The sequence below is a fragment of the Nitrospira lenta genome (genome assembly GCF_900403705.1).
In the GTDB taxonomy this organism is placed as follows: domain Bacteria; phylum Nitrospirota; class Nitrospiria; order Nitrospirales; family Nitrospiraceae; genus Nitrospira_D; species Nitrospira_D lenta.
In genome coordinates this window covers 275798-300072 of record NZ_OUNR01000012.1, presented here as the reverse complement: position 1 = coordinate 300072, position 24275 = coordinate 275798, and the positions used below count along the sequence as shown (strand labels likewise).

At 58.2% G+C, this 24275-nt stretch carries 24 protein-coding genes and 1 pseudogene; 6 read left to right on the top strand and 19 right to left on the bottom strand.

What is annotated here, in order from left to right; translation table 11 throughout:
• The first annotated feature begins 48 nt into the window (after positions 1-48).
• The 3 genes from mfd to NITLEN_RS07710 all read left to right on the top strand — a co-directional run bounded on the left by mfd (position 49) and on the right by NITLEN_RS07710 (position 5438).
• Positions 49-3477: a transcription-repair coupling factor gene (mfd, locus tag NITLEN_RS07720; protein ID WP_121989019.1), complete on the top strand. Its 3429-nt coding sequence runs from the start codon at positions 49-51 to the stop codon at positions 3475-3477.
• A gap of 43 nt (positions 3478-3520) precedes the next feature.
• Positions 3521-4390: a peptidylprolyl isomerase gene (locus tag NITLEN_RS07715; protein WP_181416715.1), complete on the top strand. Its 870-nt coding sequence runs from the start codon at positions 3521-3523 to the stop codon at positions 4388-4390.
• Positions 4391-4472: 82 nt separating this feature from the next.
• Positions 4473-5438, top strand: a complete 966-nt coding sequence (locus tag NITLEN_RS07710) for a peptidylprolyl isomerase (RefSeq protein ID WP_181416714.1) — start codon at positions 4473-4475, stop codon at positions 5436-5438.
• Here the strand turns inward: NITLEN_RS07710 and yihA are convergent.
• The gene (gene yihA / locus NITLEN_RS07705) at positions 5428-6030 is read right to left on the bottom strand and encodes a ribosome biogenesis GTP-binding protein YihA/YsxC (RefSeq protein WP_121989016.1); all 603 of its coding nucleotides are present in this window, start codon (positions 6028-6030) and stop codon (positions 5428-5430) included. The two genes, NITLEN_RS07710 and yihA, sit on opposite strands and share 11 nt — an antisense overlap.
• 81 nt (positions 6031-6111) lie before the next feature.
• Here yihA and mtgA point away from each other — a divergent pair, with 81 nt between their 5' ends.
• Positions 6112-6846, top strand: a complete 735-nt coding sequence (gene mtgA, locus NITLEN_RS07700; RefSeq protein WP_121989015.1) for a monofunctional biosynthetic peptidoglycan transglycosylase — start codon at positions 6112-6114, stop codon at positions 6844-6846.
• A gap of 34 nt (positions 6847-6880) precedes the next feature.
• On the opposite strand, the gene NITLEN_RS07695 is transcribed toward mtgA, so the two are convergent.
• The 9 genes from NITLEN_RS07695 to NITLEN_RS07655 all read right to left on the bottom strand — a co-directional run bounded on the left by NITLEN_RS07695 (position 6881) and on the right by NITLEN_RS07655 (position 13738).
• On the bottom strand, positions 6881-7312 hold the full coding sequence (locus tag NITLEN_RS07695) for a VOC family protein (RefSeq protein ID WP_121989014.1): 432 nt from the start codon (positions 7310-7312) through the stop codon (positions 6881-6883).
• The gene (locus tag NITLEN_RS07690; RefSeq protein ID WP_121989013.1) at positions 7309-8190 is read right to left on the bottom strand and encodes an isoaspartyl peptidase/L-asparaginase family protein; all 882 of its coding nucleotides are present in this window, start codon (positions 8188-8190) and stop codon (positions 7309-7311) included. Before NITLEN_RS07690 ends, NITLEN_RS07695 begins: the two co-directional genes overlap by 4 nt.
• Positions 8191-8240: 50 nt before the next feature.
• A complete protein-coding gene (locus NITLEN_RS07685; RefSeq protein WP_121989012.1) occupies positions 8241-8807 on the bottom strand; it encodes a hypothetical protein in 567 nt (188 codons plus the stop codon).
• Positions 8808-8923: 116 nt separating this feature from the next.
• Entirely contained in the window at positions 8924-9376 is a 453-nt protein-coding gene (dtd, locus tag NITLEN_RS07680; protein ID WP_121989011.1) for a D-aminoacyl-tRNA deacylase, read from the bottom strand.
• A 3-nt stretch (positions 9377-9379) separates the two neighbouring features.
• Positions 9380-9904 (bottom strand): methylated-DNA--[protein]-cysteine S-methyltransferase, encoded by a 525-nt coding sequence (locus tag NITLEN_RS07675; protein ID WP_181416713.1) that lies wholly within the window; start codon positions 9902-9904, stop codon positions 9380-9382.
• Between the two features lie 8 nt (positions 9905-9912).
• Entirely contained in the window at positions 9913-11529 is a 1617-nt protein-coding gene (gene murJ, locus NITLEN_RS07670; protein ID WP_181416712.1) for a murein biosynthesis integral membrane protein MurJ, read from the bottom strand.
• Between the two features lie 37 nt (positions 11530-11566).
• Positions 11567-12241, bottom strand: a complete 675-nt coding sequence (locus NITLEN_RS07665) for a TPM domain-containing protein (protein ID WP_121989008.1) — start codon at positions 12239-12241, stop codon at positions 11567-11569.
• Complete coding sequence (locus NITLEN_RS07660) at positions 12228-13118, bottom strand: TPM domain-containing protein (RefSeq protein ID WP_219999411.1); 891 nt, start codon at positions 13116-13118, stop codon at positions 12228-12230. The genes NITLEN_RS07665 and NITLEN_RS07660 overlap by 14 nt, the downstream gene beginning before the upstream one ends.
• A gap of 14 nt (positions 13119-13132) precedes the next feature.
• The gene (locus NITLEN_RS07655) at positions 13133-13738 is read right to left on the bottom strand and encodes a LemA family protein (RefSeq protein ID WP_121989007.1); all 606 of its coding nucleotides are present in this window, start codon (positions 13736-13738) and stop codon (positions 13133-13135) included.
• A gap of 99 nt (positions 13739-13837) precedes the next feature.
• Here NITLEN_RS07655 and NITLEN_RS07650 point away from each other — a divergent pair, with 99 nt between their 5' ends.
• Positions 13838-14143 (top strand): hypothetical protein, encoded by a 306-nt coding sequence (locus NITLEN_RS07650; RefSeq protein ID WP_121989006.1) that lies wholly within the window; start codon positions 13838-13840, stop codon positions 14141-14143.
• A 56-nt stretch (positions 14144-14199) separates the two neighbouring features.
• Here NITLEN_RS07650 and NITLEN_RS07645 read toward each other — a convergent pair whose 3' ends face one another.
• Complete coding sequence (locus NITLEN_RS07645) at positions 14200-14724, bottom strand: PilZ domain-containing protein (protein ID WP_121989005.1); 525 nt, start codon at positions 14722-14724, stop codon at positions 14200-14202.
• Positions 14725-14972: 248 nt separating this feature from the next.
• Between NITLEN_RS07645 and NITLEN_RS07640 the strand changes: the two genes are divergently transcribed.
• Positions 14973-15893, top strand: a complete 921-nt coding sequence (locus NITLEN_RS07640; RefSeq protein WP_121989004.1) for a tetratricopeptide repeat protein — start codon at positions 14973-14975, stop codon at positions 15891-15893.
• Between the two features lie 72 nt (positions 15894-15965).
• Here the strand turns inward: NITLEN_RS07640 and NITLEN_RS07635 are convergent, their stop codons facing one another.
• From NITLEN_RS07635 to NITLEN_RS07600, 8 genes and pseudogenes are all read right to left on the bottom strand, one after another.
• Complete coding sequence (locus tag NITLEN_RS07635; protein WP_121989003.1) at positions 15966-17225, bottom strand: BaiN/RdsA family NAD(P)/FAD-dependent oxidoreductase; 1260 nt, start codon at positions 17223-17225, stop codon at positions 15966-15968.
• 179 nt (positions 17226-17404) lie between these two features.
• Entirely contained in the window at positions 17405-17860 is a 456-nt protein-coding gene (locus NITLEN_RS07630; RefSeq protein ID WP_121989002.1) for an arsenate reductase ArsC, read from the bottom strand.
• Between the two features lie 5 nt (positions 17861-17865).
• A complete protein-coding gene (locus tag NITLEN_RS07625; RefSeq protein WP_121989001.1) occupies positions 17866-18333 on the bottom strand; it encodes an ArsI/CadI family heavy metal resistance metalloenzyme in 468 nt (155 codons plus the stop codon).
• 38 nt (positions 18334-18371) lie between these two features.
• On the bottom strand, positions 18372-19484 hold the full coding sequence (arsB, locus tag NITLEN_RS07620) for an ACR3 family arsenite efflux transporter (RefSeq protein ID WP_245924408.1): 1113 nt from the start codon (positions 19482-19484) through the stop codon (positions 18372-18374).
• Between the two features lie 57 nt (positions 19485-19541).
• Positions 19542-19856, bottom strand: a complete 315-nt coding sequence (locus NITLEN_RS07615; protein WP_121989393.1) for an ArsR/SmtB family transcription factor — start codon at positions 19854-19856, stop codon at positions 19542-19544.
• A 1022-nt stretch (positions 19857-20878) separates the two neighbouring features.
• Positions 20879-22103, bottom strand: a pseudogene (locus NITLEN_RS07610) (BaiN/RdsA family NAD(P)/FAD-dependent oxidoreductase).
• Positions 22104-22366: 263 nt separating this feature from the next.
• Positions 22367-23734, bottom strand: a complete 1368-nt coding sequence (locus NITLEN_RS07605) for a deoxyguanosinetriphosphate triphosphohydrolase (protein WP_219999409.1) — start codon at positions 23732-23734, stop codon at positions 22367-22369.
• A gap of 50 nt (positions 23735-23784) precedes the next feature.
• Entirely contained in the window at positions 23785-24246 is a 462-nt protein-coding gene (locus NITLEN_RS07600; RefSeq protein WP_121988998.1) for a hypothetical protein, read from the bottom strand.
• Between the last annotated feature and the right edge of the window lie 29 nt (positions 24247-24275).

Below are 24275 nucleotides of genomic sequence, written 5' to 3'. Positions count from 1 at the left end.
TCCGTGTCACATACACCGTCTCCCTCAGATCAATGGCTCGCCCCGCTCGTGTCCGCACTCAAGCAGACCTCGGCGCGCCCTTGCGTCACGGGCTTGCACGGATCGACTGCGGCGTTCGTGCTCACGAGCCTGACTCACGCCCCCTCCCTGGCTTCGTACCGGAACCGTCCCTGGATCGTCGTCACGGCCAATAATGAAGCCGCCGAGCGCCTCTTTGACGACCTGCAATTTTGCCATCAGCTCATCGGCGCGTCAGGCGACCGGCTGACGCTCTTTCCCCAATGGGAAACACTGCCGTACGAGGCCACGGCGCCCCATGTCGGGTTGATTGCGCACCGCATGCAGACGCTGCATCGCCTGCAATCCACCCCGGAGACCACCCTCGTGACGTCGGTCGCCGCTCTGATGCATCGCCTCTTGCCGAAAGACACCTGGACCCACGCCACGCTCCAGCTGGAGCGCAATGGTACGGTCGAGCGGGACACGTTGCTGGCAAAACTGCTGCGCCTGGGCTACCGGCGCGTCTCGGTCGTGGAGATTCCCGGTGAGTTCAGCATTCGAGGCGGCCTGGTGGATATTTTTTCGACTGCCTACCCCGATCCGCTCCGCGTGGAGTTTCTCGGCGATTCGATCGAAGCTCTCCGGTTGTTCGATGCCTCCACGCAGACATCGATCCGTCAGGTCGACGAAGCCATCATCTTGCCGGCGCGGGAATATCTCCGTCCTGAGGACAGCTCGGACGCCTATGCCCCGATCGCCCCGGATGCGGAATGGCGCGCGCCGGACCTATATCCGCACATGGGGACGCTCTTCGACTATCTGCCGAAAGAGCCGATTCTCATCTTCGACCAACCGGCCACACTCCAGGCCACCTGCGCCGCGCTCTGGGAGAAGATCGAAGATGGCTATCTGCGCCACGGAGAACGGGACGAAGCCAATCCCTATCCCAGCCCCGAGCGGCTCTTCCAAACCTGGGATGAAATCGAAATCGGCGCCGTCGGCTGGTCGACCATTGCGTTAGAGCCGCTGACTCCGCCTGACGACTCCTGGACTCCGATCGTGCCGTTCCCGGCTCAGATTCCGGCCAGCGCGGGACTGGGAATTCGCGGCACCCCGTTCAGCCAAACCCTCACGATCCTCGACCAACTACGCGACGGACATCGCGTGGTGCTCATCGCGCGCAGCCATGGGCAGGTCGAGCGCCTCCTAGCCCTTCTCCGCGAACACGACCTGCCTGCCATGGAATGGTCCGCCGCGGCGTGGACGAAACGTGACAGCGGGAAACCGCCGATCGCCGTCGTCCACGGCAACTTGTCGGCAGGATGGTTGTCTGAAACGTTTCGCCTCGCGCTCCTCACGGAGGAAGAACTCTTTGCCAAAGGCACGCGCCATAAGACGCAGCCGAAAAGCAAAACCGCGACGTTCCTCTCTTCACTGGAAGATCTGAATGTGGGCGACTATGTCGTCCACGTCCAACATGGCATCGGCCGCTACCTCGGCCTCAAGCGGCTGACGGTGCAGGAATTCGAGAGCGATTTTCTGATTCTGGAATTCGCCGGAGCCGACACGCTGTATGTTCCGCTCGACCGCCTCAGCCAGGTCCAACGCTACAGCGGCGCCGACGGACATGTGCCCCGGCTCGATCGCCTGGGCGGCACCAGCTGGGCCAAAACCACCGCCCGGGTCAAAAAAGACATCGAGGAAATGGCCCAGGACCTCATCGATCTCTATGCCAATCGCGAGTTGGTCAAGCGGGACGGATACGGGGGGGCCAGCACGCTGTACCACGAATTCGAGGCGGCATTCGAATATGAAGAGACGCCAGACCAATTGAAGGCGATCCAGGACATTGCCAGAGATCTGGAGTCGGGGAAACCGATGGACCGGCTGGTCTGCGGCGACGTCGGCTACGGCAAGACGGAAGTGGCGATGCGGGCGGCGTTTAAGGCGATCGAGAGCGGGCGCCAGGTCGCCGTGCTCGTCCCCACCACGCTGCTCGCCCATCAGCATTATGAAAATTTTGCCGAGCGGTTTGCGCCCTTCCCGACGAAAGTCGCCGTGCTCTCCCGCATGCAGCCCCCCAAAGACACGAAAGCCACGTTGAAGGATCTCGCCGCGGGCGTCATTGACGTGATCATCGGCACCCACCGGCTGTTGCAAAAGAGCGTGGTCTTCCACAATCTCGGCCTCGTCATCATCGACGAAGAGCAGTGGTTCGGCGTCAAGCATAAGGAACGGCTGAAACAACTGCGGACGCAGGTCGATGTGCTCACTCTCACCGCTACGCCGATTCCTCGCACGCTGCAAATGGCGATGGCGAGCGTGCGGGACCTGTCGATCATCGACACACCGCCGGCCAGCCGGCTGGCGATTCGCACGGCCGTCATCAAGTCCAGCGACAAGGCCGTGCGCGACGCGATGCTGCGTGAGCTGGGCCGCGGCGGCCAAATCTATTTCGTCCACAACCGGGTGGAAACCATGTCGGCGACCGGCGCGTGGCTCCAGCAATTGGTTCCGGAAGCGCGAATGGTGATGGCCCACGGGCAGATGGATCCCAAATTGCTGGAAGCGGTGATGCTGAAGTTCGTCAAGCACGAAGTCGATGTGCTCATCGCCTCGGCCATCATTCAGTCGGGCATCGACGTACCGAACGCCAATACCATCATCGTGAATCGAGCCGACACATTCGGGCTGGCCCAGCTCTATCAACTACGCGGACGCGTGGGCCGCGGCGGAGAACAGGCCTACGCCTATTTGCTGATCCCCGATGAAGGCCGCCTCACGGAGGACGCGCAGAAGCGGTTGATGGCGATTCAACAGTTTACGGAACTGGGGTCGGGTTTTCGGATCGCCGCCGCGGATCTTGAAATCCGCGGAGCCGGCAATCTGCTGGGCAAAGCACAGTCCGGCCACATCGCCGCCATCGGCCTAGATCTCTACCTCAGAATGGTTGAGGAAGCCGTGCAACGCCTCAAGGGGCATACGGTCGAAGAAGAACCGGATCCTACGCTGCGCGTCCCGGTCTCGGCCTTCATTCCGGAAACGTATGTGGACGATCCGCACCATCGCCTCTCATGGTACAAGCGCCTGACCGCCTGCAAGCAAGTCGGCGAACTAGCGCTCCTCCATGGAGAAATCCAAGACCGGTACGGACTCCCGCCGGAACCGGTGGAGCGGCTCCTCGAAGTGATGCAGCTGCGGGTGCTGGCCAAACTGCTCCACATTACCGCCATCGACGTCACCCATCAGTCGGCGATCGTCACACTCGGCCCCAAGGCCGCGATCCCTGAACCGGCTGTCCATGCCATGATGGATCGGCTGAAAAAGCGGCTGCGCTTCCTCTCCCCGCAGGCTTTTGAGATCCAGATGCCGCATGACGACTGGGGTTCGACCTTTGCCGAACTCAACACAACCTTGCAAAGCCTGGGACACTGTGATACCAACAAATCAACGACACGACCGATATCGAGCGCCTAAACCGCACCGCGCACTCGTACTGATTGGAAATAGAACCTCGTCCATGCATAATTTTCGCTCCTCACTCGCCCTCGCCGCTCTGCTTTCCGGATCCCTGTGGATCCTCCCCGGCTGCACCCCGCCGCAGGAAGAGCCGGTTCTGGCCCTCGTCAATGGCCGTGCGATCACGCAATATGAGTTTGATGTGCGCTGGAACGAACTGTCCGAAGCCACCCGGGGCAAGTACGATAAGGACGGCGGCAAGCGACGGTTTCTCGATGAGTTGATCACTCGCGAACTGCTGATGCAGGAAGCCCGCCGTCAAGGACTGGATCAAAACGATTCTATCCGCGACCGCGCGCAACGCTATAAAGAACAACTCGTACTGGACGAACTGCTGAAAGATCGCCTGAAAGCCAAAGTCGAGCTCTCCCAGGCCGAGTTAGACGCCTACTACGAAAAGCACGCCCACCAGCTGCTGGCCCCGCTCAAAGTCCAAGTCTCGCAGATGTTGCTGAATAATTATCCGGCGGCCAAAGATTTGAAAAAACAGATCGAAGCCGGCGGCGATTTCGCCAAGTTCGCGCAACGCTATTCCCTCGACGACAAGACCAAAGCCAAAGGCGGCGACCTCGGCCCCTATCGGAAAGGCCTCCTCAATCCCGATGTCGATGCCATTGTCCAAACGCTCAGGCACGGCGTAATCAGTGAACCCGTCAAGACCGACGCGGGCTACTATCTCGTCAAGGTCAGTCCGCTGGAAAAAGAAACCATCCAGGCGGATCTCGCGACCCGGGAGCGGCTGCGCCAGGAATTGCTGGCGGACAAACGCCGGAAACAGTTTGAAGAAGTGATTGCGGATATCCGCACCAAGGCGACCGTCCGCCTGGCCGACGCCTCCCGCTATATCACCGAAGACATCGGAAAACCCTAGGGCCCACGCTTCCGTCTCCTCAAGACCCCTTCATTTCGTGTACAATCCCCGCTGGTCTGCCCCGCACTCACCGAGGAGCATCGTGCCCGTGCATCTGAATCCGGTTTCCCGCACAATCGTCCCTGTCACGTTCGGACTGCTGTTCGCTCTGCTCTGGTTCAGACCGGCTCCCTCGGCCTTCTCCGCCACTCAGCTGGAGGACCGCATTGTGGCGGTGGTGAATACCGACCTCATCCTGCAATCCGACGTCAAACGCGAGCTGGCCCCCGAACAAGAGCGCATTCGCCAGCAATATCACGGCGACGAATTGAGCCAACGGCTGAAGACGGCCGAATACATGGCGCTGACGAAAATGATCGAGCGGCGGCTGCAACTGCAGGAGGCCAAAGCCAAGAGCGTCGATGTCTCGGATCATGAAGTGAAGCAAGCTCTCCAGCAGATGAAGCAGCAGGGCGAGAAGATCAATGAGAAGGATCCGCTCAGCCTGAGGAACATCCGCGATCAGCTCACGCTTCTCAAAGTCGTCGACCGGGAAGTGCGGAGCGGCGTCATGGTCGGAGACGCAGAGATGAAGCGGTACTACAAGGAACACCAGACGCGCTTCGCGCTCCCCGAAGAATACACCCTGAGCCAGATCTTGATTCAGCCCCGCTCGGCCGACGGCACCGCGGAAGCGCTGGAGAAAGCGCGGATCGTGATGACGGAATTGAAACAGGGTGAAAAATTTGAGGATGCCGCGTTGCGCTATTCAGACGGGCCGAACGCCTCGCGCGGCGGCCGGCTCGGGCTGGTCCGGCAGGGAGAACTCCTCCCAACCATTGAGCGCGCGATTGCGCCGCTGGTGCCGGGAGGGATCTCAGAGATCATCGAAACCTCCGAGGGCTATCATATCGTTCGAGTCGATGACCGGACGCCGAAACAATTCCGTCCGTTCGATGAAGTGAAGTTCGAAATTCAGGCGCTGGTGTTTCAGCAAAAAAGCGAGGACGTCTTCCAATCCTGGCTGGTGAATTTAAAAAACAAGGCGTACATCGAAATTAAGTTTTGACAAGATCCCGCAAGACGCCCCAAAGATGATCCCGCCCCTCCCCGGTCACGACTGAATAGGGAATGAGCTGTTGCCCTTCCGGCAATCCGAGGTCACGGTGAGTTTGACGGAGCGTCCGTACCCGTTCACTCGGCTTGAGCTTGTCCACCTTGGTCGCCACAATGACCGGCTCACGTCCGATGGATTGCAACCAGGCCACCGTCTGACGATCCTGTTCCGTCACGACCCGGCATTCCACCAATAAGACGACGGCGATCAATGACGGCTGCTCCGCCACGTAGGATTCGATCAGCGGCCCCCACTCCGCACGAATGGACTTCGAGACCTTCGCAAATCCGTAGCCCGGAAGATCCACCAGATAAAATTTCGCCAGCCCCGGATCTGAGGTGGCAATCTGAAAGAGGTTCACCGCTCTCGTTTTACCAGGCGTTCGGCTGACTTTGGCAAGCCCTCTCCGGTTGAGCAGAGAATTAATCAACGAGGACTTCCCGACGTTCGATCGTCCCGCAACGGCAATCTCCAGCAACTCCCCTTGAGGAAATTGTTCTGCCGATGCGCAACTTTTGATAAACTCAGAGGAAAGAATTTTCATAGTGATACCGCAACTCCGTGACTTACCCGTCATGAACCGCTACACAGTAGCAGAATGACGGGCGAGTAACATCCTCTTCTTATGCCCAAAGCCAAAAAACAACGGACCATCGCCAGGGCGCTGCTCTGGACGGCCTTACTCCTCGGCCTCCCGCTGGGACTCCTCGCCTTGACCTGGCTGTTGACGTTGCCGGATGTGGCGCTCCTGGCCAAAACCAATCCAGGCCCGACCGCGTTGATGGAACATCGGCAGGTCTTAGCCCAGAGTCAGCGGCATCCTGCCCCGCGCCAGTGGACCTGGGTTCCCCTCACCCGCATCTCCCGCCATCTGCAACATGCGGCCGTCGCGGCGGAAGATGCGTCGTTTTTCATTCACGAAGGATTTGACTGGGAGGGGATCAAGGACGCCGCCATCCACAATCTTGAAGCCGGAGAACTGAAACGGGGCGGCAGCACGATCACGCAGCAACTCGCGAAGAACCTGTATCTGTCGGCCGAGCGCTCGCTTTTTCGGAAAGCCCGCGAAGCACTGATCACCAGGTCACTGGAGCATCATCTGACCAAGGAGCGCATCCTCGAACTCTATCTCAATGTCGCGGAATGGGGAAACGGGGTTTACGGCGCCGAGGCGGCGGCACGCCATCACTTTGGGAAATCAGCCCAGGATCTCTCCGCTGAGGAGGCGGCATGGCTGGCAGCCATTCTGCCATCTCCACGCCGCTACGACCCGCTCCGGAAGACGGCCTTCTTGAGCAAGCGGCATCAGCGCATCATGAAAGGCATGAACAGGATCCCCACCTCTGCTCCGGCGCACTGACGCGAGACGGAGACCGATCCGGCAAAGACGACCGTTACTCAGAATCGCCAACGGCAGGGACTTCGCGCTCGCCGAAGATTGCAGACTCATGCGTGTACTGTTTGAATTCGAGCAGATTGCGTGAGGGGTCTTCAAGAAAGAAGGTGCGATGCTCGATGCGCGTGCCGGGAAATCGTACGCGCGGCTGTTGATAGAACCGAAGCCCCTGCTGCCGGGCTCGTTCGGCCACGGCCTCCCAGTCTGCTTGCTCAAGAAAGACCAGTCCAAAGTGGCGTGGATAAACCCCTTGCTGCACCGGAGTCTCGTCCGGCTCCAGATGTCCGATCAGCTGGTTCCCGGCCAACCCTAAGGTAATGGCGTTCGCCGATTCGCGCCCGAGGGTACAGCCCAGCCCCTCGACATAAAACTGTTTGGTGGCGACAAGGTCGTGAACGGGAAACGCGAGATGAAAAAGGCTGCGGCTCATCGGAAGCTGTCCTTCACCAGGGGGCGTCGCTTCCCATCCCACCAGCCGGCGGCCATGCGCGGGGTGACATGGGTAATGGCGAATCGGCCGTCCGGAGCCAGCACGAGAGAGCCGGCGGCACCGTTGATGCGTCGGACCAACTTCTTCAGCACCTGTGTCGCCGCTGAAGCCGGACGCTCGCCCTGGGCCAGGCGATCGCAGATTTCTTTTGCCACCGCAATGCGGATGATCCCCTCGCCCAACCCAGTCATCGACACCGCCCCGCTTTCGTTGTCGGCATAGACGCCGCAGCCGATAATCGGGGTATCGCCGACACGCCCCGGCAACATCAGATCAATACCCCCGGTGGACGCACCGGCCGCGACCGTCCCGGCTTGGTCGAGTGCCACTGCGCCGACGGTCTCCTTCCCGGCTCGCTTCCGCAACGTCGATCCGCCCGCCATCATCGCCCGGTAGAGTTCCAACGTTTTCGGAGACCAGGTCTTCGTCATCGTCGTTTGTCGCGCGGCGTGACCGGAGGGTCGACGGAGCTGCCGTTCCAACCCGCAATGCCGGGCAAACGCCGACGCCGGTTTCCCGACGAGCATGACGTGCGTCGTCTGCTCCATCACCAATCGCGCGGCTGAAATCGGATGGACAATGCCTTCGACCGACGCAACCGCCCCGGCCTGCAGACCCTGTCCTTCCATAATCGACGCATCCATGCGTCGCACTCCGTCGAGCTGCACATGGGAACCTCGGCCTGCGTTGAACAGTCCGCTCTGCTCCAACACGCAGATCGCCTGCTCGACAACGGTCAGCGCCGGCGCACCACGATCCAACAGATGGTAACCGATTTCTAACGCTGCGGTGAGACAGCCGGCCTGAGCCGCGGTCATGCGCCGAAGGCCGGCGCCTCCATGGACCAGGAGAACGGGGCGGGAAGATTTCAATTGAGCAGCAAGCCCTTCACGCGCTGATAACCGGGGTCGCTCATGCGCTCGAGATCGGACCGGACAAACCCCAGCCCGGTCACACAGAGTTCAAAATTATCGGAGAGCTTTCGGAACAGGGGAGGGTCGATCTCAGCCCCATGATCGCCGAATTCGGCGACGATCCCGTACGAGCGCTTGCCGGTCTTCATATAGTCCACGAGAAAATCCTTGTGATAGATCAACCCGGCCGTTTTCAGCCGCCGCAAATATTCGGGAAACAGTCCGGCCATAAACAGGGTAAAGTCCCCGATATGCCGATGCACCTCTCGCTCGCGTTCGAACGATTGGGCATCCAGCATGACTTCGGACTCGAATAACAGATCCACCACCGTGTCGGCCGGCTGATCCTGGCTGGTGCGAATTTTATACAGATTATCCGTGTGCGTGAAATCGACGAGGAGATTGGATACGTACCCGGCCACGTTGCTGTCGGGCCATCCGAGGCGTTCGGTGAAACTCCGCTCGGTCAGCGCTCCGAAGAGCTGTCGGAGAGGATGTTGTGGAGGAACCGCCGTCCCCATCTCCACCTCCTTGAGTAATCTAAAGACGCATGCCTTCAGTATAGCAGAGTCGGTGTTCCCGGATCGCGTTCTGCCTGTTCTATCGGTTTCGCTTTAACAGACTTGAGGGTGCGTCATCAAGAAAGTTTCTCACGGCTATCCAGCACAAAGGTCACCGGCCCGTCATTCTCCAATCGCACCCGCATGTGCGCGGCGAACCGTCCGGTTTCCACCGGAGTACCTGCTGCCCGCAGATCGACAGCCACTTGCTCATACAAGCGCTTGGCTTCTGCCGGAGACGCGGCCTCTTCAAAACTAGGGCGGCGGCCGTTGGTCGTAGAGCCTAGCAATGTAAATTGCGAGACCAGTAGGACTGAGCCTCCGATGTCTACTAGCGACCGGTTCATCTTCCCCTGCGCATCAGAAAAGATCCGGAACGTACGGAGCTTCTCAACGAGATAACGGCAATCCGTTTCCTCATCGCCTTTGGCCACACCGACGAACACCAGCAATCCCGTTCCGATCTGCCCGACCACCGTCCCGCCCACCTCAACCGACGCGCTGGTGACCCGCTGCAATATCGCCTTCATCGATCAGGTCCGCCCCCGCTGCAGTTGGGTCAGCGTGCCTTCAAGGGTCAGGAGCTTGCGTTTGGTCGGCAATCCGCCGGAGAACCCACCCAACGTCGCATCGTGGGCCACAATGCGATGGCACGGAACGAGAATAGGCAATGGGTTCGCTCCTACCGCATTGCCGACTGCACGGGCATATTGCCGGCCTCCGACGCGGAGCGCGACCCATTGATAGGACCGGAGCTTGCCGTAGGGGACCCGCAAGAGTGCCCGCCACACCTGTCGTTGAAACGCGGTGCCTCGCGAGAGGTCCAATGGCACATCAAAGGTCCGCCGTGTACCCGCAAGATAGTCCAGCAACTGCGCCTGCGCTCTATCCAGTTGTAGAGACGGTTCCATGACCAGCGCATCGGGAGCCTGCTCAAGGAGAACGGCGATCGCCCGCTGCTTCGAGGTCTGCGGCAACGCGATACCGTCGACCCCTTTGCCGGTTTCAGCAATCCCCATCCAGCCCCACTGTGATTTGAACAAGATCGCTCGTCGCATGCGCATCCTTACCGGCCGGCTACTCGACCGAGTTTTCTTCGGACCATGCCCCACACCACATCCAATTCGTCGGATTTCAACAGGACATGAACGCCCAGATAGCCTCCCACGCTGCCTCCGATCGCAACGGTCAGCAACACCGACTTTTCAATCCACTCACCGGGATGCGTCCAGAGCGAGGCGCTCGCGGCCCAGAAACAGATCGCGATCAACGGGAGACACGCGAGCACGACTCTGATGGACGATCGCCCCACGGATCCCCACTCCACGCCGCCCAGCCGGCGATTCAAGACGACGATCAAGATACTGCCGTTTATCATGGCCGCGAGTGCCGTCGCCAACGCCAAACCGGCCGCGCCAAGCATCGGCATCAGCACCAGCGAGAGCAGGATATTCGCCGCCACGGCCACCGCAGCAGAAATCGCAGGAAGCGTCGTATCCTGCATGGAATAAAATGCCGCCACAATGATTCGCACCCCGCCAAATGCCCAGAGGCCGACGGCATAACACAACACAGCCAGCGCCGTCTCCGTCGTATCCTGGGCCGTGAACGTCCCATGCTCAAAAAACAAATGCACGATCGGGGTGCGTAACAGGATCAAGCCGGCCATCGCCGGCAGGATAATGAAGAGAATCATCCGCAACCCAAATCCGAACGTCGTCCGTAATTCGTCCATCGCACCCCGCGCAGCCTGGGCAGAGAGGGTCGGAAGAATCGCCGTCGCCAGGGCCACGCCAAAGATGCCGAGTGGAAACTGGATCAGCCGCATCCCGTAAAACAGATAGGTGGGGCCCCCTACATAGAACGAGGCGAGAATCGTGCTCACGGTCAGATTGATTTGCGTCACCGACAGGCCCAGAAGCGAGGGAACCATCAAACGGCCGATCCGCCTGACACCGGGATGCCCCGGGTCGAACCGCCAGCCGAACAGAAACCCCCGGCGAGCCAATCCCGGCAGTTGCATCGCAAACTGCGCCGCGCCGCCCGCAACCACCCCGATGGCCACACCGACAATCGGCTCCGGCAGATGCGGCGACAGAAACAGCGCGCATCCGATCATGAACACGTTCAGAAACAGCGGCGAGAACGCGGGGGCCGCAAACGCCCGCAGCGAATTCAGGATCCCCATCGCTAACGCCGCAAGACTGATAAACAGCAAATAGGGAAACATCACGCGGGAGAGGACAATCGCCAGCGTGAGCTTGGCCGGATTGTCATGAAAGCCCGGCGCGAGATACCACACGATGACAGGCGTCACGGCAATCCCGACAAGCACGGTCCCTGTCACGATCGTCAGGAGCGTCGTGAAGACGGCACTGGCCAATTCCCAGGCTTCGCGCTTGGTTTTCTCTTGGTGATATTCGGTGAACACGGGAATGAAGGCCGCCGACATGGAGCCTTCGGCGAACAGCTCGCGCAACAGACTGGGAACCCGGAACGCGACATAAAAGGCATCCGCCGCCGCCGTCGCGCCGAAGAGGCCGGCCATGACCATGTCCCGGATAAATCCGAGAATCCGGCTGGCGAAGGTGCCGATGCCGATGATGCCGGCGGCTTTCACCACTGACCGTTGATCGCTTGTCGCAGGGGGTACGGCGGTAGAAGGTGCGCGTGACTCGGACATGGATGCGGATTCTAGCGGAACAACGGCGAGGCGTCTATCACAGGAACGATTGCCGTTCGTCGATAACCTGGTCCGGCAATTCGTTGGGGTTGTCGCCAGGTCGCGCAGGACACGCATCGGCCAGCGCCGCTCCGCAGGCGGCAATGGCCTCTGTCAGTCCTTCGACGATGTCGTCGCCCCGCAGGCGCTCGACGGCGGCTTGCACCACCTGCTTCCACCGTTCTGCCGACACCAATCCCGCTAACGAGCGATCCGGCAGCACATAGATCTGCCGCTCTAACATCGACAGCATGATCAGCACACCCGTCCGCTCCCGCGTCTGTGCGATCGCATGCTGGGCAAAGGCCCGTTCGGCTCGTAACGCGACCTTGTGCCGCAAGCGAGCCGGTGCGGTCAGCAGGCGGATGACCGGCGGCAACGTTCCACTCCAGCTCCCACCCGCATAGGCGAGCATGACGGCAAGAACCAGCCACGCCGCATTCGAGGTAGGCCATCCCCAGGGAAGCCAGGAAACCTCGACGGCCAACAGCGCGGCCAACATGGTGAGCGCGGTGATCAGCCCCGCCCAATGTCGAGCGTCGCGATAGAGACCGGAGCGCGCGACAATCATCGGCACAATCTCCGCGCTGGTCTGCTGTTCAGCGGCATGGACCGCCCGCCGGATTCGCTCTCGATCTGCGTCCGACAACGCCGCCGCTTTACCAGTCGCCACTCGCGCCTCCTCCCCCGAAATCTCCACCCCCGCCGCTGAATCCTCCGCCCCCACCCCCGAACGAGCCACCGCCCCAGCCCCCGCCTCGACTGCTGTACGAGGTCCAATCATCAACACCATAACCCCGCCGGCCCGACATCGCACTACCGAACACCACCACAAGCAGCAAGGTGACCACGCCCGTGACGATAGCCGGGATCAGCCAAGGGGACAACCACACAGAGAGTCCCGCGCCGGCCAGAGCGCCGACCAGACGATTCACATTTGAGAAGGCCAAGCCAAAGACGACGCCGACAATCAGGGCCATCAGAATCTGACCGACGGTGTCCCCGCCGCCTGCAGACACCGCCGGCCTCTCCGGCGCCTGATAGGTCCCTTCAATGGTCTTCAGAATCGCGGCGACCCCAGCGACAATCCCACCCGGCAAATCTCCGGAACGGAACCGCGGAACAATCTCGTTGCGAATAATCTGTGCCGATTTGGCATCCGTCAAGGTCCCTTCAAGACCATAGCCCACTTCGATTCGGACTCTGCGCTCCTTCAACGCCACCAGCAGCAACGCCCCGTTGTCCGTTCCCTTCTGACCGAGCTTCCACGTGGTGGCGACGCGGTGGGCAAACGGTTCGAGCGGTTCGCCTTCGAGCGACGGCAGCGTAAGCACCACCACTTGATTGCCACTGCTCGTCTCGTGCGCCTGGAGATCAGCCGTCAGCCGATCGACATCACTGGCCGATAAGGCATGCGCCAGATCCATCACGCGCCCGGTCAGCGGCGGCACATCGAGCGGCCAGGCCAAACCCGGGGTCAGGAGCATCGCAAGAAAGACAAAGAGCCGCGCCGGCTTGCGCCAGACACGGCTCATGTTGATGAGAGGCATCGCGTTGATCGGGTTCAGTTAAACTTCACCTCTGGCGGCTTGGCCACAGCCTTTTCGTCCGCCACAGTGAAGTTCGGCTTCTCTTCCATATGGAGAAGGAACTTCGCCGTTAAGTTGGTCGGGAAAAAGCGGACCATTTTGTTGTACTCCGCCACCCGATCGATATAGCGCTTGCGCGCGACGGTAATGCGGTTCTCCGTTCCCTCCAGCTGGCTCTGCAAATCTCGGAAACTTTGATCGGCTTTCAAGTTCGGATAGTTCTCGGCGACGGCAATGAGCCGCCCCAGCGCGGTGGTGAGTCCGGCCTGAGCCTTCTGGAACTGTTCAAAGGCGGCCGGATCCTTCAGCGTCTCCGGTGTAACCTGGATACCGGTTGCCTGGGCCCGTGCCTGCACGACACCTTCCAGCGTCTCCTTTTCATGCTCGGCATAGCCCTTCACCGTGGCGACCAAGTTGGGGATCAGATCGGCCCGGCGTTGATACTGATTGATGACCTCGCTCCAGGCCGCTTTGGTATCTTCGTCCACCCCCTGGAGATCGTTATAGCCGCAGCCCGACATCAAGCCTGCGAACAGGATCACGAGGCCGGCGGCCAGATTCATCGCAGATGCACGTCTCATACACTCCTCCTTTACACGACTCAGTCCGGACTGTAGTCCAGTCCGAGGATCATGCTACCATGGCGATAGTCATTAAGATATGTGAGTCAAGAGGTCTCAATGTCGCTGGAGTCGTCGTCTCATCTACCGGGCGGGTTTCAAGTGCGACACCGCTCGCTGGGCATTTATCAAGGCAGCGCGATCGAGTTAGCCTTCTGGCACCCGTCCTCTGGAATGCCGGAATATGGTCTCTGCCGGTTCTCCACGGAGATGAAGGCCCAGGCTCTTGTCGATTTTCTCTGCTCGCCGATGTGCGGGGAACCGATGGATCGAGGCGACCTGATCGTCGAGCCCTACGATCTCACCGAACACACCCGCTTGCTCGACGAACACCCGCTCCCCTCGGCTTGGGAAACGCCGACCTAGAGCAGGCACGCCCGGTCTCAGGATTCCGTTGAATACGTGTGCGCGGGAGAAATTCGCTAGCGGGCGGCCGCAGAGGCCACCGCTTTGGACAACACCGTCGAGGTCGTCCCGGCGTTGGATTGAATGAAGGCGAGCAGTTGCTTGTTGTCCTGCGCCTTCCGCAGAAATTTGAAGGCAATGCCTCGGGAACTGATCGATCGGACCATCGCCGCCACTTCGATCGGAGATTCCTGATCCGAGATCGCAATTTCGAGGTAGAAGATATCGTCGATGTGAACCTGTGCGTCGCTCTTGATGATACAGCCGCCCATCGACAGGTCCATCACAATCCCTTCGCCCCGAACCTTACCTCCTGAAAAAGAGAGAAACAGCCGGACCGGAATCCGGAGATGCTCGCGGCGATCGATGGCATGCTTCGGCTCAACAAGCCCGATCCGGCACGCCAAGAACCGATAACTGCACTCCTGGCAGTGGAAAGGCGAAATCCAAATCCATGACGCGACATGTTCCCGCGGCGACCGAGGGAGCGATCGTAAGACCGTGCCCTTCTGGCATTGTGGACATGTAAGCTGATGCGGCATGCTGAACCAGTCCCCTTACAACTCTGTTCTACAAACACATTTGCCCACAACTCACTATAAATGTGTTTGGCCGTCAGTCAAGCTGAATACCAAGTTCAGCAGCTTGTTCATGCGCCGACCGCCGCTCCTCCGTCTCGCACCCGATGCCCGCTCTCAATCTTTACGAGGCGAGACACTTCAACAATCGTAAATATTCTTGGACGATTCCATACCCCGTGCAAATATCGCAGGAGTGCTAAGGAGGGCTTGTGTACCGTCGCGATATTTCATCCACCTTGTGGATCCTGGCTGTGCTGCTAGGAGCGTTTGTCTTCTACCACCTCTGGGCCCAACCCGCGCCACTATCGGTGCCCACACCAACCTCGTTGCCCGCGACGACGCTCGATGCCACGCCCAATTTTCCTCCGGCCCTGGTTGAGCCAGCTCCGCCGCAAGACATCCCTCGGGCCCGGCTCATCGAATTCGGCGAGGCTCCGAGCCCTGCCCTCCAGAAAATTAGGGACGCCCTTGATCGAAATGAATACGCTGACGTAGAGTCGGCACTGCGTGCGCTCGGCAAGGCGCTGCGCCCCACACCCCGTGACAAAGCCTACATGGCGGCACTGTGGAACAACCTTGGGGTTCAACAGGAAAAGAACGGCGGGATCGAGGTCTCCGTCAAGGATTTCAAACGAGCGGCCGCCTTGGCGCCGCGCAATCCAACTGCCCTCTTAAATCTCACGCAAGCATATTGGGGACTCCGGCATCCATCCCTCACGCCGCAATTTCTCGAAGGGGTGATCCAGGTCGTACCGGAAGATCCGTTTCCGCATCTGGCGCTCGCTGAACTGCTGATAGACAAGGGGCGGCCTCTGGATGCCGGCCCGCATCTGAAGCGGGCCAGAACACGAATCCACCATGATTCCAATCTCACAGCTCTGCTTGAGAAGTTGGAAAGCACCACCGCGCAGGAGGTTCTCAGGGCACAACAGGCGAAGCCCCTCGTCCCCACGACGAAATCGTCCGAGCAGGCGACGAGGCACGAACACCTTCCGTCCCAAGCAGACAACGCGACACCGGCGTCCGTAGAACATACGGAGCCTGCCTCCGCTGCGGAACTGCCGCCTCCTGCCAATCCCGCGAGCGACGTGCCCCTACCGGTTCCCGCTCCGGCTGCGACTACACCCTAACGATATCACCCCTGTTACAACTCCAAACAGACCGCGTCACGCATAGCGGCTTGCTTCGGTGCCAGCGGTCTCCTAGACCTGTGGCCGCCGGACCGCTTGCCCGGCGAGATGTCCCGTGGCCCAGGCCCATTGAAAATTGAACCCGCCGATACGCCCATCGCAATCGAGAATTTCTCCAACCAGATAGAGACCTGGCACCAGCTTCGATTCCATCGTGCGAAAATTTACTTCTTCCAACGGCACCCCGCCGGCGGTCACCTCTGCATAGTTCCAGCCCCGGTCCTGTACGATAGGGAACAGAAACTTCGTCTGAAGAGACAGGAGATGGTCCCGATCATTTTTCGGTAGTTGCGCAATGGCCGCCTGGCTATCGCAACCGGCATGCTGAATGAGAAAGTCGGTGAATCGCTGCGGTAGCCGCTGGGCAAGTGTCTTCCCGAGAGAACGACGGGGATGCTCTCTCGTCTGCTCCATAAACCACTGCCGTACCTGCTCCTGATTCTGCCCAGGCCAAAAATTACCGAAGACCTCGGCCGATTCGCCCTGCTCCTGTGCCACACACCAGAACCGGCTGGCATCCATCACGACGGGCCCGCTGATCCCGAAATGCGTCCAGAGCAAACTGCCGATCCGCGCATCGACCATCTTCCCCTTCACAACCGTGGTGAGTTCGACCTCCTGCGAGAGACCGGAGAGATGCTTGTGAAACATGCGGTCATCCAGCACGAGCGGCACAAGCGCCGGAACCGTCGGCGTGACTTGGTGCCCCAGACTCCTGGCCAGCTCATAGCCAAACCCATCGCTCCCCGACTTGGGGATCGATCGGCCTCCGGTGGCCAGAATCACCCGACTCGCCGTCACAGCTCCATGACTATGGTGGACGACAAATCCCGCCCCCGAATCAGGAAGGCGGTCGATCTTGGCCACTCGATGGTCTGGAAGAATAGCCACGCCTAGTTCGCGACAGCGCTCAACAAGCGCGTTCAGTACGGTTCGTGACGTATTCGTGACGGGAAACAACTTACCGGTCTCTTCTCGCTTGAGTTCAACACCCATCGAGGCAAACCACGTGATCGCCGATTCAACCGGCCATGCCGCGAGCACGTTCTTGATAATACGGCGATTGCCGAAGAAGTCGGTCGGCGCCACGACCTCATGCGTGACATTGCAGCGGCCCCCGCCGGACACAAGAATTTTTGCGCCGATCGTCTTGGCCCCATCGAGGAGAACAATGGATCGTGTGTCTGAAGGTCCGGCTGCTTCTCCGGAAAAAATCGCGGCGGCGAGGCCGGCGGCACCCGCACCGATGATGACAATATCGGCCGTGGCCATCGAATTCATTCCTGGACCGGACATGAAAATATTGGAGACCGTCAGAGCCGTTGAATGCCACAGGGGACGCGCCGCGCACGGCAACTCTAACAGGATTGACGACACCGGTCGAGCAATCGACAGAAGACCCTATCGAGAAATCTCACCGGGCCGTAGCCATCAAATCCCTACCCTGCACGTTATCGACTCTGGAGGTTTCCTGGATGCTCGGAAGTCGCAACCAACTGTTCTACCCGCTCTTTGAGGAAGTAGAACACACGGTCGAACGCCGCTTGCGTGTCTGCTTCGTTCCCCAGCACCTTGGCAGGATCGGGCGTGCTCCAATGGAGCTTGGTCGGTTGGCCGGGAAAGATAGGACAGGTCTCGCCGGCAGCCTGATCACAGACCGTAATAACAAGATCCAGGGGGTGAGCGGTAAACTCGTTCCAGGATTTGCTGTAGGGCTGGCCGGGATCAATGCCATGGCGCCTGAGTGTTTCTAGAGATCGCGGATGTACATACCCCGTTGGAAAGCTCCCGGCACTCCAGGCTTGGAACCGTCCCTGCCCCAGTTCATTCAAGAGGGCCTCGGCCATGATCGAGCGGCACGAGTTGCCGGTACAGAGAATGAGCACCTTGGTAGGGTCTGTCGGCATGAGATTCAACGCCCTCCCTTGCTGCTTGAGGACTTCAGACTGATGAGCTGCGCCGGCATGTCAGGAACACAGCAAGCCCCGTCAGTATCGCCTGCGCTTTCCGAAAAAAGATGGGCATCCTCCATCGTACGATAGGTTTCCCAGGGAATACCGGCCGGATCTTGGACCCAGGATTTATCCGATCGCGCGTAGCAGCAGGTCGTAGCCCCCTCCTCCAGGACCGTCATATCCGCCCTCTCAAGACGGCTGCGCAACTCATTCAGTTCACTCTCCTCCTCGACCTGGATACCGAGATGATCAACGCCCTTCTTGTTCGCGCGGGTAGAAATTGCAAAGTTGACGCACGGGTCGTCGAGCATCCACTTCGCATAATCCGGCTTGGTCTTCACTGGAACCGCGCCAAACAAACTGCTGTAGAAACGGATCGCCTCATCGAGGCTGTCGACTCCGATATGGATATGAAAACGTTTCATAGTCTTCTCCTCTCGACGTGCAGCCGACGCCACGATATTCAGGCAGTCCCTCGTTCAACCAGCTCTTCCGGAAACCAGTGCCGCGTGCGGTTGCAAACCTGGCAGACAGACAGCATGACCGGCACTTCGACCAGTACGCCTACCACGGTCGCCAACGCCGCGCCCGATTCAGGTCCGAATAAGGCGATGGCCGTCGCCACCGCCAACTCGAAGAAATTGCTCGCTCCGATGAGGGCCCCAGGCGCCGCCACCGCATACGGAACTCGTAACCACCGCATCAGCCCATAGGTCAGAGACGCATTCATATAGACCTGGCAAAGGATTGGAATGGCAATCAAGGCGACGTGCCAGGGTTTGGCCAGAATATTGTCAGCTTGAAACGCAAAGATACATACAAGCGTCAAGAGCAGCGCTACGATCGTCACCGGGCCAAAGCGCGGCAGAAAATCTTGTTCGAACCAATGTTTTCCATAGCGGGCGATCAGCCACGTCCGAACCAAGGTCCCCGTAGCCAGCGGGATCACAATAAAAGCCACCACGGAGTACATCAGGATGCTAAACGGAACGGTCAGCGAAGATGTCCCGCTCACCAAGAACCCGATGATTGGAGCAAACAGGAGCAGCATAATCAGGTCGTTGACGGTCACCTGAACCAAGGTGTAGGCCGCATCGCCGTCGGTCAAATAGCTCCAGACGAAGACCATGGCGGTGCAGGGCGCGGCGGCCAAGATGATACAGCCGGCGATGTATTGATCGGCTTCCGTCGGCGTCATCCAGCCCCCGAACACGAACCGAAAGAACAGCCACGCAAAGAACGCCATGGAGAAGGGCTTAACGAGCCAATTGACGACAAGCGTGACGAAGAGCCCTTGCGGCCGGCGACCGACGTTTCGCAAAGCCGTGAGATCGACTTTCATCATCATGGGAATAATCATGAGCCAGATGAGGACAGCGATGGGAAGGTTGATATGGCTTCCCTTCCCGAGTTCCCAACTCCGGAACATGTTCACCAAAGATGGGAATGCCTTCCCGACAAGGACTCCAGTAAGAATGCAGAGTCCAACCCAGACGGTCAGATAACGCTCAAAGATGTTCAGTCGTTTCTCCGAGGAAACCAAGACTGGAGACGCAGGATTCATAACATGGGCCATCCGCGTAACACCCTTCATAGCATCAAAAAATATTGATACATAAGATCAAAAAATACGCTACTCGCATTTCTTCGATGAACCAGGCATCGCAGTGGCTTTTTTGAGTTCGCCAACGAAGTCTTCAAGATCTTCCAATCCTTCGCTATTCAGCGAGTAATACATCCACCGCCCTTCCGGACGGTCGCGAATGAAGCCCGCCTCCTTGAGTACTCTGAGATGAAACGACAGCCTGGACTGCCCAGTCTGGAGCGCGTCCGTCAATTCGCAAACACATTGCTCTCCTTGCTTGAGCCTGTTGAGAATCTCCAGCCGCGTCTGATCGGACAAAGCATGAAAGAGGACAGCTGCTTTGATTCGTTGCTTCGTGGACATCGCGGACACCATACATCAATAATTATTGATTGATCAACTCTTGGCGATTCATCCCGATAGATGCTTTCACAAAAACTCTCTGCGATCGCCATAGTTGGGTCGAAAAAAGTTTGTTAGCGGTGAGAAAGTTGTGAACTGGCCGCCCCCTAACCCGTTGATTTCTCATACAGCCCCTTGCTCGAAATGGAGCATAAAGTTTGAAACTGGGAAATCCGCAAATTTCAGTGGCAGACCCCGGCTTGGTAATAAAGTTGTGAACTGAGGCTCGTACTTCCCCGTAGGCGGCTCCCGCTTTAGCCTACGACTAGATGCGGACGCCTGGGCGATTGAGGGAATACGCCCTAGACATGCGCCTTTGCAGCTGCGTTCTTGATAGGAGAGCGTACGTCTGGACGCCGCCCGCTCGCTCTCCCCGACCGGAGGCGCGATCTCGGCAATGGGAGGCCCCACCGCCACTTGCCAACGCAGGGGGCAATCTGGACCTCGAAAACTTACATCTCATCTGGTACGGGTCCAACAACCTCAATCTCCCATGGACCCTCAACTCGATTTCCACTCGATGGGATTCGAGCCCTCACTGTGTAATGCCCTCCATGACGAAGCCGATGGAACGGCTCATAAATACCCTCTGCATTATCACCCACGTGATGTCGCTGCGCCGCTGATCTGGTCCTTCGAACGCACGTCCTTCGACATCACGAAGTCGTTGACTAGGCTGTCCTGACCTCGGATCGGATATTTGTGGGCTAAGTGGAAACTGTGACGCAGATACGGATACTTTTTTTGGGGAAGAGGGGTTCCATGATCAGCGATTTGGGCCGACAGATCGGCGTCAGGGAAGCACCCTGCTCCACATGGAAAAGAAAGTACGTGCCTCGGGGTGTGCGCGAGCTCGGGACCTTTACTTCTCGATTCAGCCTCTCAAGGCAGGCATTTAGGATACCCGGTGCGCGAGTACCCATGACGTTGGAAGATGTGACTCTTCGGAGCTTTCTTTTGACAGACCTGTCCGCAATTCTGTCCTAAATCGGCAGCCCGCGCGCCAATCCAGCCAGCCGGCCCGTCGTCCAGGCCCATTGAAAATTGAAGCCCCCGATGCGGCCATCGCAATCGAGGAGCTCCCCGACAAGATAGAGCCCAGGGACTAGCTTTGACTCCATCGTCCGAAAGTTCACTTCTTCCAGGGGAATTCCACCGGCCGTGACTTCAGCATAGTTCCAACCACGATCCTGCGCGATGGGCAAGGGAAACTTCGTCAGCAGGGCGACGAGATGATCTCTGTCTTTCCGTGGAAGCTGTGCGCTCGCCGTCTGACCATCGCACCCTGCATACTGACAGAACGATTCGGCGAATCGCTGAGGAAACCGCTGCGCGAGTGTCTTAACCAGGGTGCGACGAGGATGGGCCAGCGACTCCGCTAAGAACCATTCCCGAACAGCTTCCTGGCTATGACCTGGGACAAAGTTGCAATTGACCACCACGGGGTCGTGCTGCGCACGAGCCAGGCACCAGAACCGGCTGGCATCCATCACCACCGGACCACTGATGCCAAAATGGGTCCAGAGTAAGCTGCCAGTTCGTTGATCGACTTTCAGCCCCTTTACCATCGTCGTTAATTCGACCTCCTGAGAGAGGCCGGAGAGGGTCTTGTGGAACATGCGGTCGTTCAGCACAAGTGGGACCAGCGCCGGCACCGTTCTCGTCACCTGATGCCCCAGCCCGCGCGCCAGCTCATAGCCAACTCCATCGCTTCCCGATTTGGGAATCGACCGGCCACCCGTTGCCAGTATTACCCGCTTGGCGTGAAGGGTCCCCTGACTGTGCTGCAAGATAAAACCCCCTTCAGGGGATGTTTCAAGACTGCTCACCCGATGGTCCGGTTGAATGCGGATACCGAGGTCATGACAACGGGTGACGAGCGCGGTGAGGACCGTTCGGGCTTTGTCAGTCACGGGAAAGAGCTTGCCGGTTTCTTCGCATTTGAGTTCGACCCCCATTGAAGCAAACCATGCAATGGTGTCCTTCACGGAAAATGCGGCGATTGCCGAAGAAGTCGTTTGGTGAGACTTCGTCATGAGTAACGTTGCAGCGGCCACCTCCTGAGACGAGAATCTTCGCGCCAACTGATTTGGCTCCATCCAAGATGGCCACCTGCAGGGGAAGACCCGCGAGCGCCGCCCCTTCCGCTGCGAAGATACCCGTGGCGAAGCCCGCCGCTCCAGCCCCGACAATACATACATCAACCATCGACGGTTGCACGTGTGCCACACCTCAACGGAACAATTCGGCAACGGTTCATACTATGGTCCTGAATGGGAGTTACTTATATCGGGAGAGATTTAGACCTGACCTTAAAAGCTAACGTTGCCTGATGAGCTTGATGTCGATTGATCGAGCCCTCCGAAGTCCTCGGGACCTTTACCGCAATGCAATCGTCACAATAGTCCTTTCCTATATTTGCCTTTAACAAGTCGTATACTCGCTTCGGCACTGTGTGAGACATACCTTTCCTATCCTGTTGGAAGCGAGATTCCGGTCAGCTGCTTGAAGAGAGAGACTGCAAACGAGTCTGTCATGCCAGATATAAAATCCGTGACTTTCAGTATCCTGAGATACTGATCTGGCGGGGTACCGGGGGCCTCACGAAACTGTGCTGGAAGAAGATGGAAGACAATTTGGCTTCTTACAGAAGCCTGTTTAAGGCCTTTTCTCGAAACGTCATTCGTAGCGCCTAAGAAGGCGTCTAACAAACCTCCAAGCACTTGAAAACCTGCTGCCTCGATTTCCAGGACTTCTCGAGCCTTGTAAATTTTCTCCTTCGAAATCTTTATGATGCGATCAAGTGGTTCCGCGCTCGGAATACAATCAACAAGACTTGTATCCAACTGACCATTGAGGATTCGTTCCGAATGTTTCTCAAAGCATGTTACCGATTGATCAATGAGATAACCGATCGCTTTGGCGCGAAGATAACCAATTTGGTCTTCTTCGGTGTCTATCTCTCTCCATTTAGTCGGAGCGTCACCTGCATCGAAGATGGCAAGTAGAAGATCTTTCCCTTGCTCGACTGACACATGCTTTAATCGACAACCATCTTCAAGATCATTTACTCGGTAGCAGATATCATCCGCAGCTTCGACGAGATAGGCTAGGGGATGCCTAACCCATACCGCTTCGTCATCAAGCCGCTTCGTCAATCCAACGGCCTCAGCAATGTCGCCAAAGCATCTCTTGTCAGCATCAAAGAAGCCGTGCTTCTTCCAACTGACTCCATTGAGGGAGCCACCCCGCAAATAGGATCCTCTTGGATATTTGGTAAAGGCAGCTAATGTGGCCGACGTCAACTGCAGTCCAGGATTATGAGCGCTCTGCAACCGCGTTAATATCCGGAATCCCTGGGCATTACCTTCAAACTTTGTAAAGTCAGATTTCTCAGCAGGGGTTAAATCGTTAATAGCAGCTTGGCCAGATTCGGTATTAGAAAACCACTCAGCTATTGCTGATTCGCCCGTATGCCCAAAGGGAGGATTCCCTATATCGTGAGCCAAACAGGCGGCGGCGACTATGCTTCCGATATCACCTGGCGATATACCATCTGGCAGACACCGTTGAGCCTCAAGTCGTATGCCAAGTTCTGTCCCAAGAGACCGTCCAACGCATGACACCTCAAGGCTATGAGTCAGTCGGGTTCGAACAAAATCACTCTTTGCCAAAGGGAAGACCTGAGCTTTATCTTGAAGCCTTCGGAATGCAGATGAATACACAATGCGATCAAAGTCTCGCTGGAAGACAGACCTCCCAATCGTGACATCCTGTCCAGTGGGCCGACCCTGCCTAGCGGGAGAGAGCAATTGTCCCCATGTCATTTTAGAAACCATACAGCTGCGCCCTCTCATTACGCGGAAAACCTTTTGTACTTCTTCCGTATCTAATTCTTCTGCAGACCGCTTTGAAGCAGGAAAGTCTTAATGCTGAAAAACTGTTTGGCGATACCTGGCGCTTTATCGAGGTTGTCTTGATTGAAGTGATACTGTCCTTCATTACCCAGCGTCACTAAGCGAAGAGTCTTCAACTGAAATAAGTCGTCTCCTGGGATCCAATACCCTCGTCGGCATGATTTATGGAGAAGGATGGCCCCCCATCCAAGATGATTGGTTTTTACTGGTTCGGAGTTAATAACCCGGGCCACTATGTCTTGATGGATTCCCCACCAGCCCTTTTCCAAATTGGACTCATGGGCAAGCAAAAGCAGTGCGATCTCTTTTTCCGCAGCAAAATATTTCGCGACACGGTCTTCAGCTATCTTCACTCCGGCATCTACGAGTTCCTTCTTAAACTTCCCCACTAGATCGTCAGACCGCAATGAATCAAAGATTTCCCCCAAGCTCATACAAGCCTCGTCACTCAGAATCTATGAGA

What these genes read in the sequence shown, in the direction of transcription:
- NITLEN_RS07715 (WP_181416715.1), top strand. Translation starts at nt 3,521, where the DNA reads ATGCATAATTTTCGCTCCTCACTCGCCCTCGCCGCTCTGCTTTCCGGA.
- yihA (WP_121989016.1), bottom strand. Translation starts at nt 6,030, where the DNA reads ATGAAAATTCTTTCCTCTGAGTTTATCAAAAGTTGCGCATCGGCAGAA.
- mtgA (WP_121989015.1), top strand. Translation starts at nt 6,112, where the DNA reads ATGCCCAAAGCCAAAAAACAACGGACCATCGCCAGGGCGCTGCTCTGG.
- NITLEN_RS07695 (WP_121989014.1), bottom strand. Translation starts at nt 7,312, where the DNA reads ATGAGCCGCAGCCTTTTTCATCTCGCGTTTCCCGTTCACGACCTTGTC.
- NITLEN_RS07690 (WP_121989013.1), bottom strand. Translation starts at nt 8,190, where the DNA reads ATGACCGCGGCTCAGGCCGGCTGTCTCACCGCAGCGTTAGAAATCGGT.
- NITLEN_RS07685 (WP_121989012.1), bottom strand. Translation starts at nt 8,807, where the DNA reads ATGGGGACGGCGGTTCCTCCACAACATCCTCTCCGACAGCTCTTCGGA.
- dtd (WP_121989011.1), bottom strand. Translation starts at nt 9,376, where the DNA reads ATGAAGGCGATATTGCAGCGGGTCACCAGCGCGTCGGTTGAGGTGGGC.
- NITLEN_RS07675 (WP_181416713.1), bottom strand. Translation starts at nt 9,904, where the DNA reads ATGCGACGAGCGATCTTGTTCAAATCACAGTGGGGCTGGATGGGGATT.
- murJ (WP_181416712.1), bottom strand. Translation starts at nt 11,529, where the DNA reads ATGTCCGAGTCACGCGCACCTTCTACCGCCGTACCCCCTGCGACAAGC.
- NITLEN_RS07660 (WP_219999411.1), bottom strand. Translation starts at nt 13,118, where the DNA reads ATGCCTCTCATCAACATGAGCCGTGTCTGGCGCAAGCCGGCGCGGCTC.
- NITLEN_RS07655 (WP_121989007.1), bottom strand. Translation starts at nt 13,738, where the DNA reads ATGAGACGTGCATCTGCGATGAATCTGGCCGCCGGCCTCGTGATCCTG.
- NITLEN_RS07650 (WP_121989006.1), top strand. Translation starts at nt 13,838, where the DNA reads ATGTCGCTGGAGTCGTCGTCTCATCTACCGGGCGGGTTTCAAGTGCGA.
- NITLEN_RS07645 (WP_121989005.1), bottom strand. Translation starts at nt 14,724, where the DNA reads ATGCCGCATCAGCTTACATGTCCACAATGCCAGAAGGGCACGGTCTTA.
- NITLEN_RS07635 (WP_121989003.1), bottom strand. Translation starts at nt 17,225, where the DNA reads ATGGCCACGGCCGATATTGTCATCATCGGTGCGGGTGCCGCCGGCCTC.
- NITLEN_RS07630 (WP_121989002.1), bottom strand. Translation starts at nt 17,860, where the DNA reads ATGCCGACAGACCCTACCAAGGTGCTCATTCTCTGTACCGGCAACTCG.
- NITLEN_RS07625 (WP_121989001.1), bottom strand. Translation starts at nt 18,333, where the DNA reads ATGAAACGTTTTCATATCCATATCGGAGTCGACAGCCTCGATGAGGCG.
- arsB (WP_245924408.1), bottom strand. Translation starts at nt 19,484, where the DNA reads ATGGCCCATGTTATGAATCCTGCGTCTCCAGTCTTGGTTTCCTCGGAG.
- NITLEN_RS07615 (WP_121989393.1), bottom strand. Translation starts at nt 19,856, where the DNA reads ATGTCCACGAAGCAACGAATCAAAGCAGCTGTCCTCTTTCATGCTTTG.
- NITLEN_RS07605 (WP_219999409.1), bottom strand. Translation starts at nt 23,734, where the DNA reads ATGGTTTCTAAAATGACATGGGGACAATTGCTCTCTCCCGCTAGGCAG.
- NITLEN_RS07600 (WP_121988998.1), bottom strand. Translation starts at nt 24,246, where the DNA reads ATGAGCTTGGGGGAAATCTTTGATTCATTGCGGTCTGACGATCTAGTG.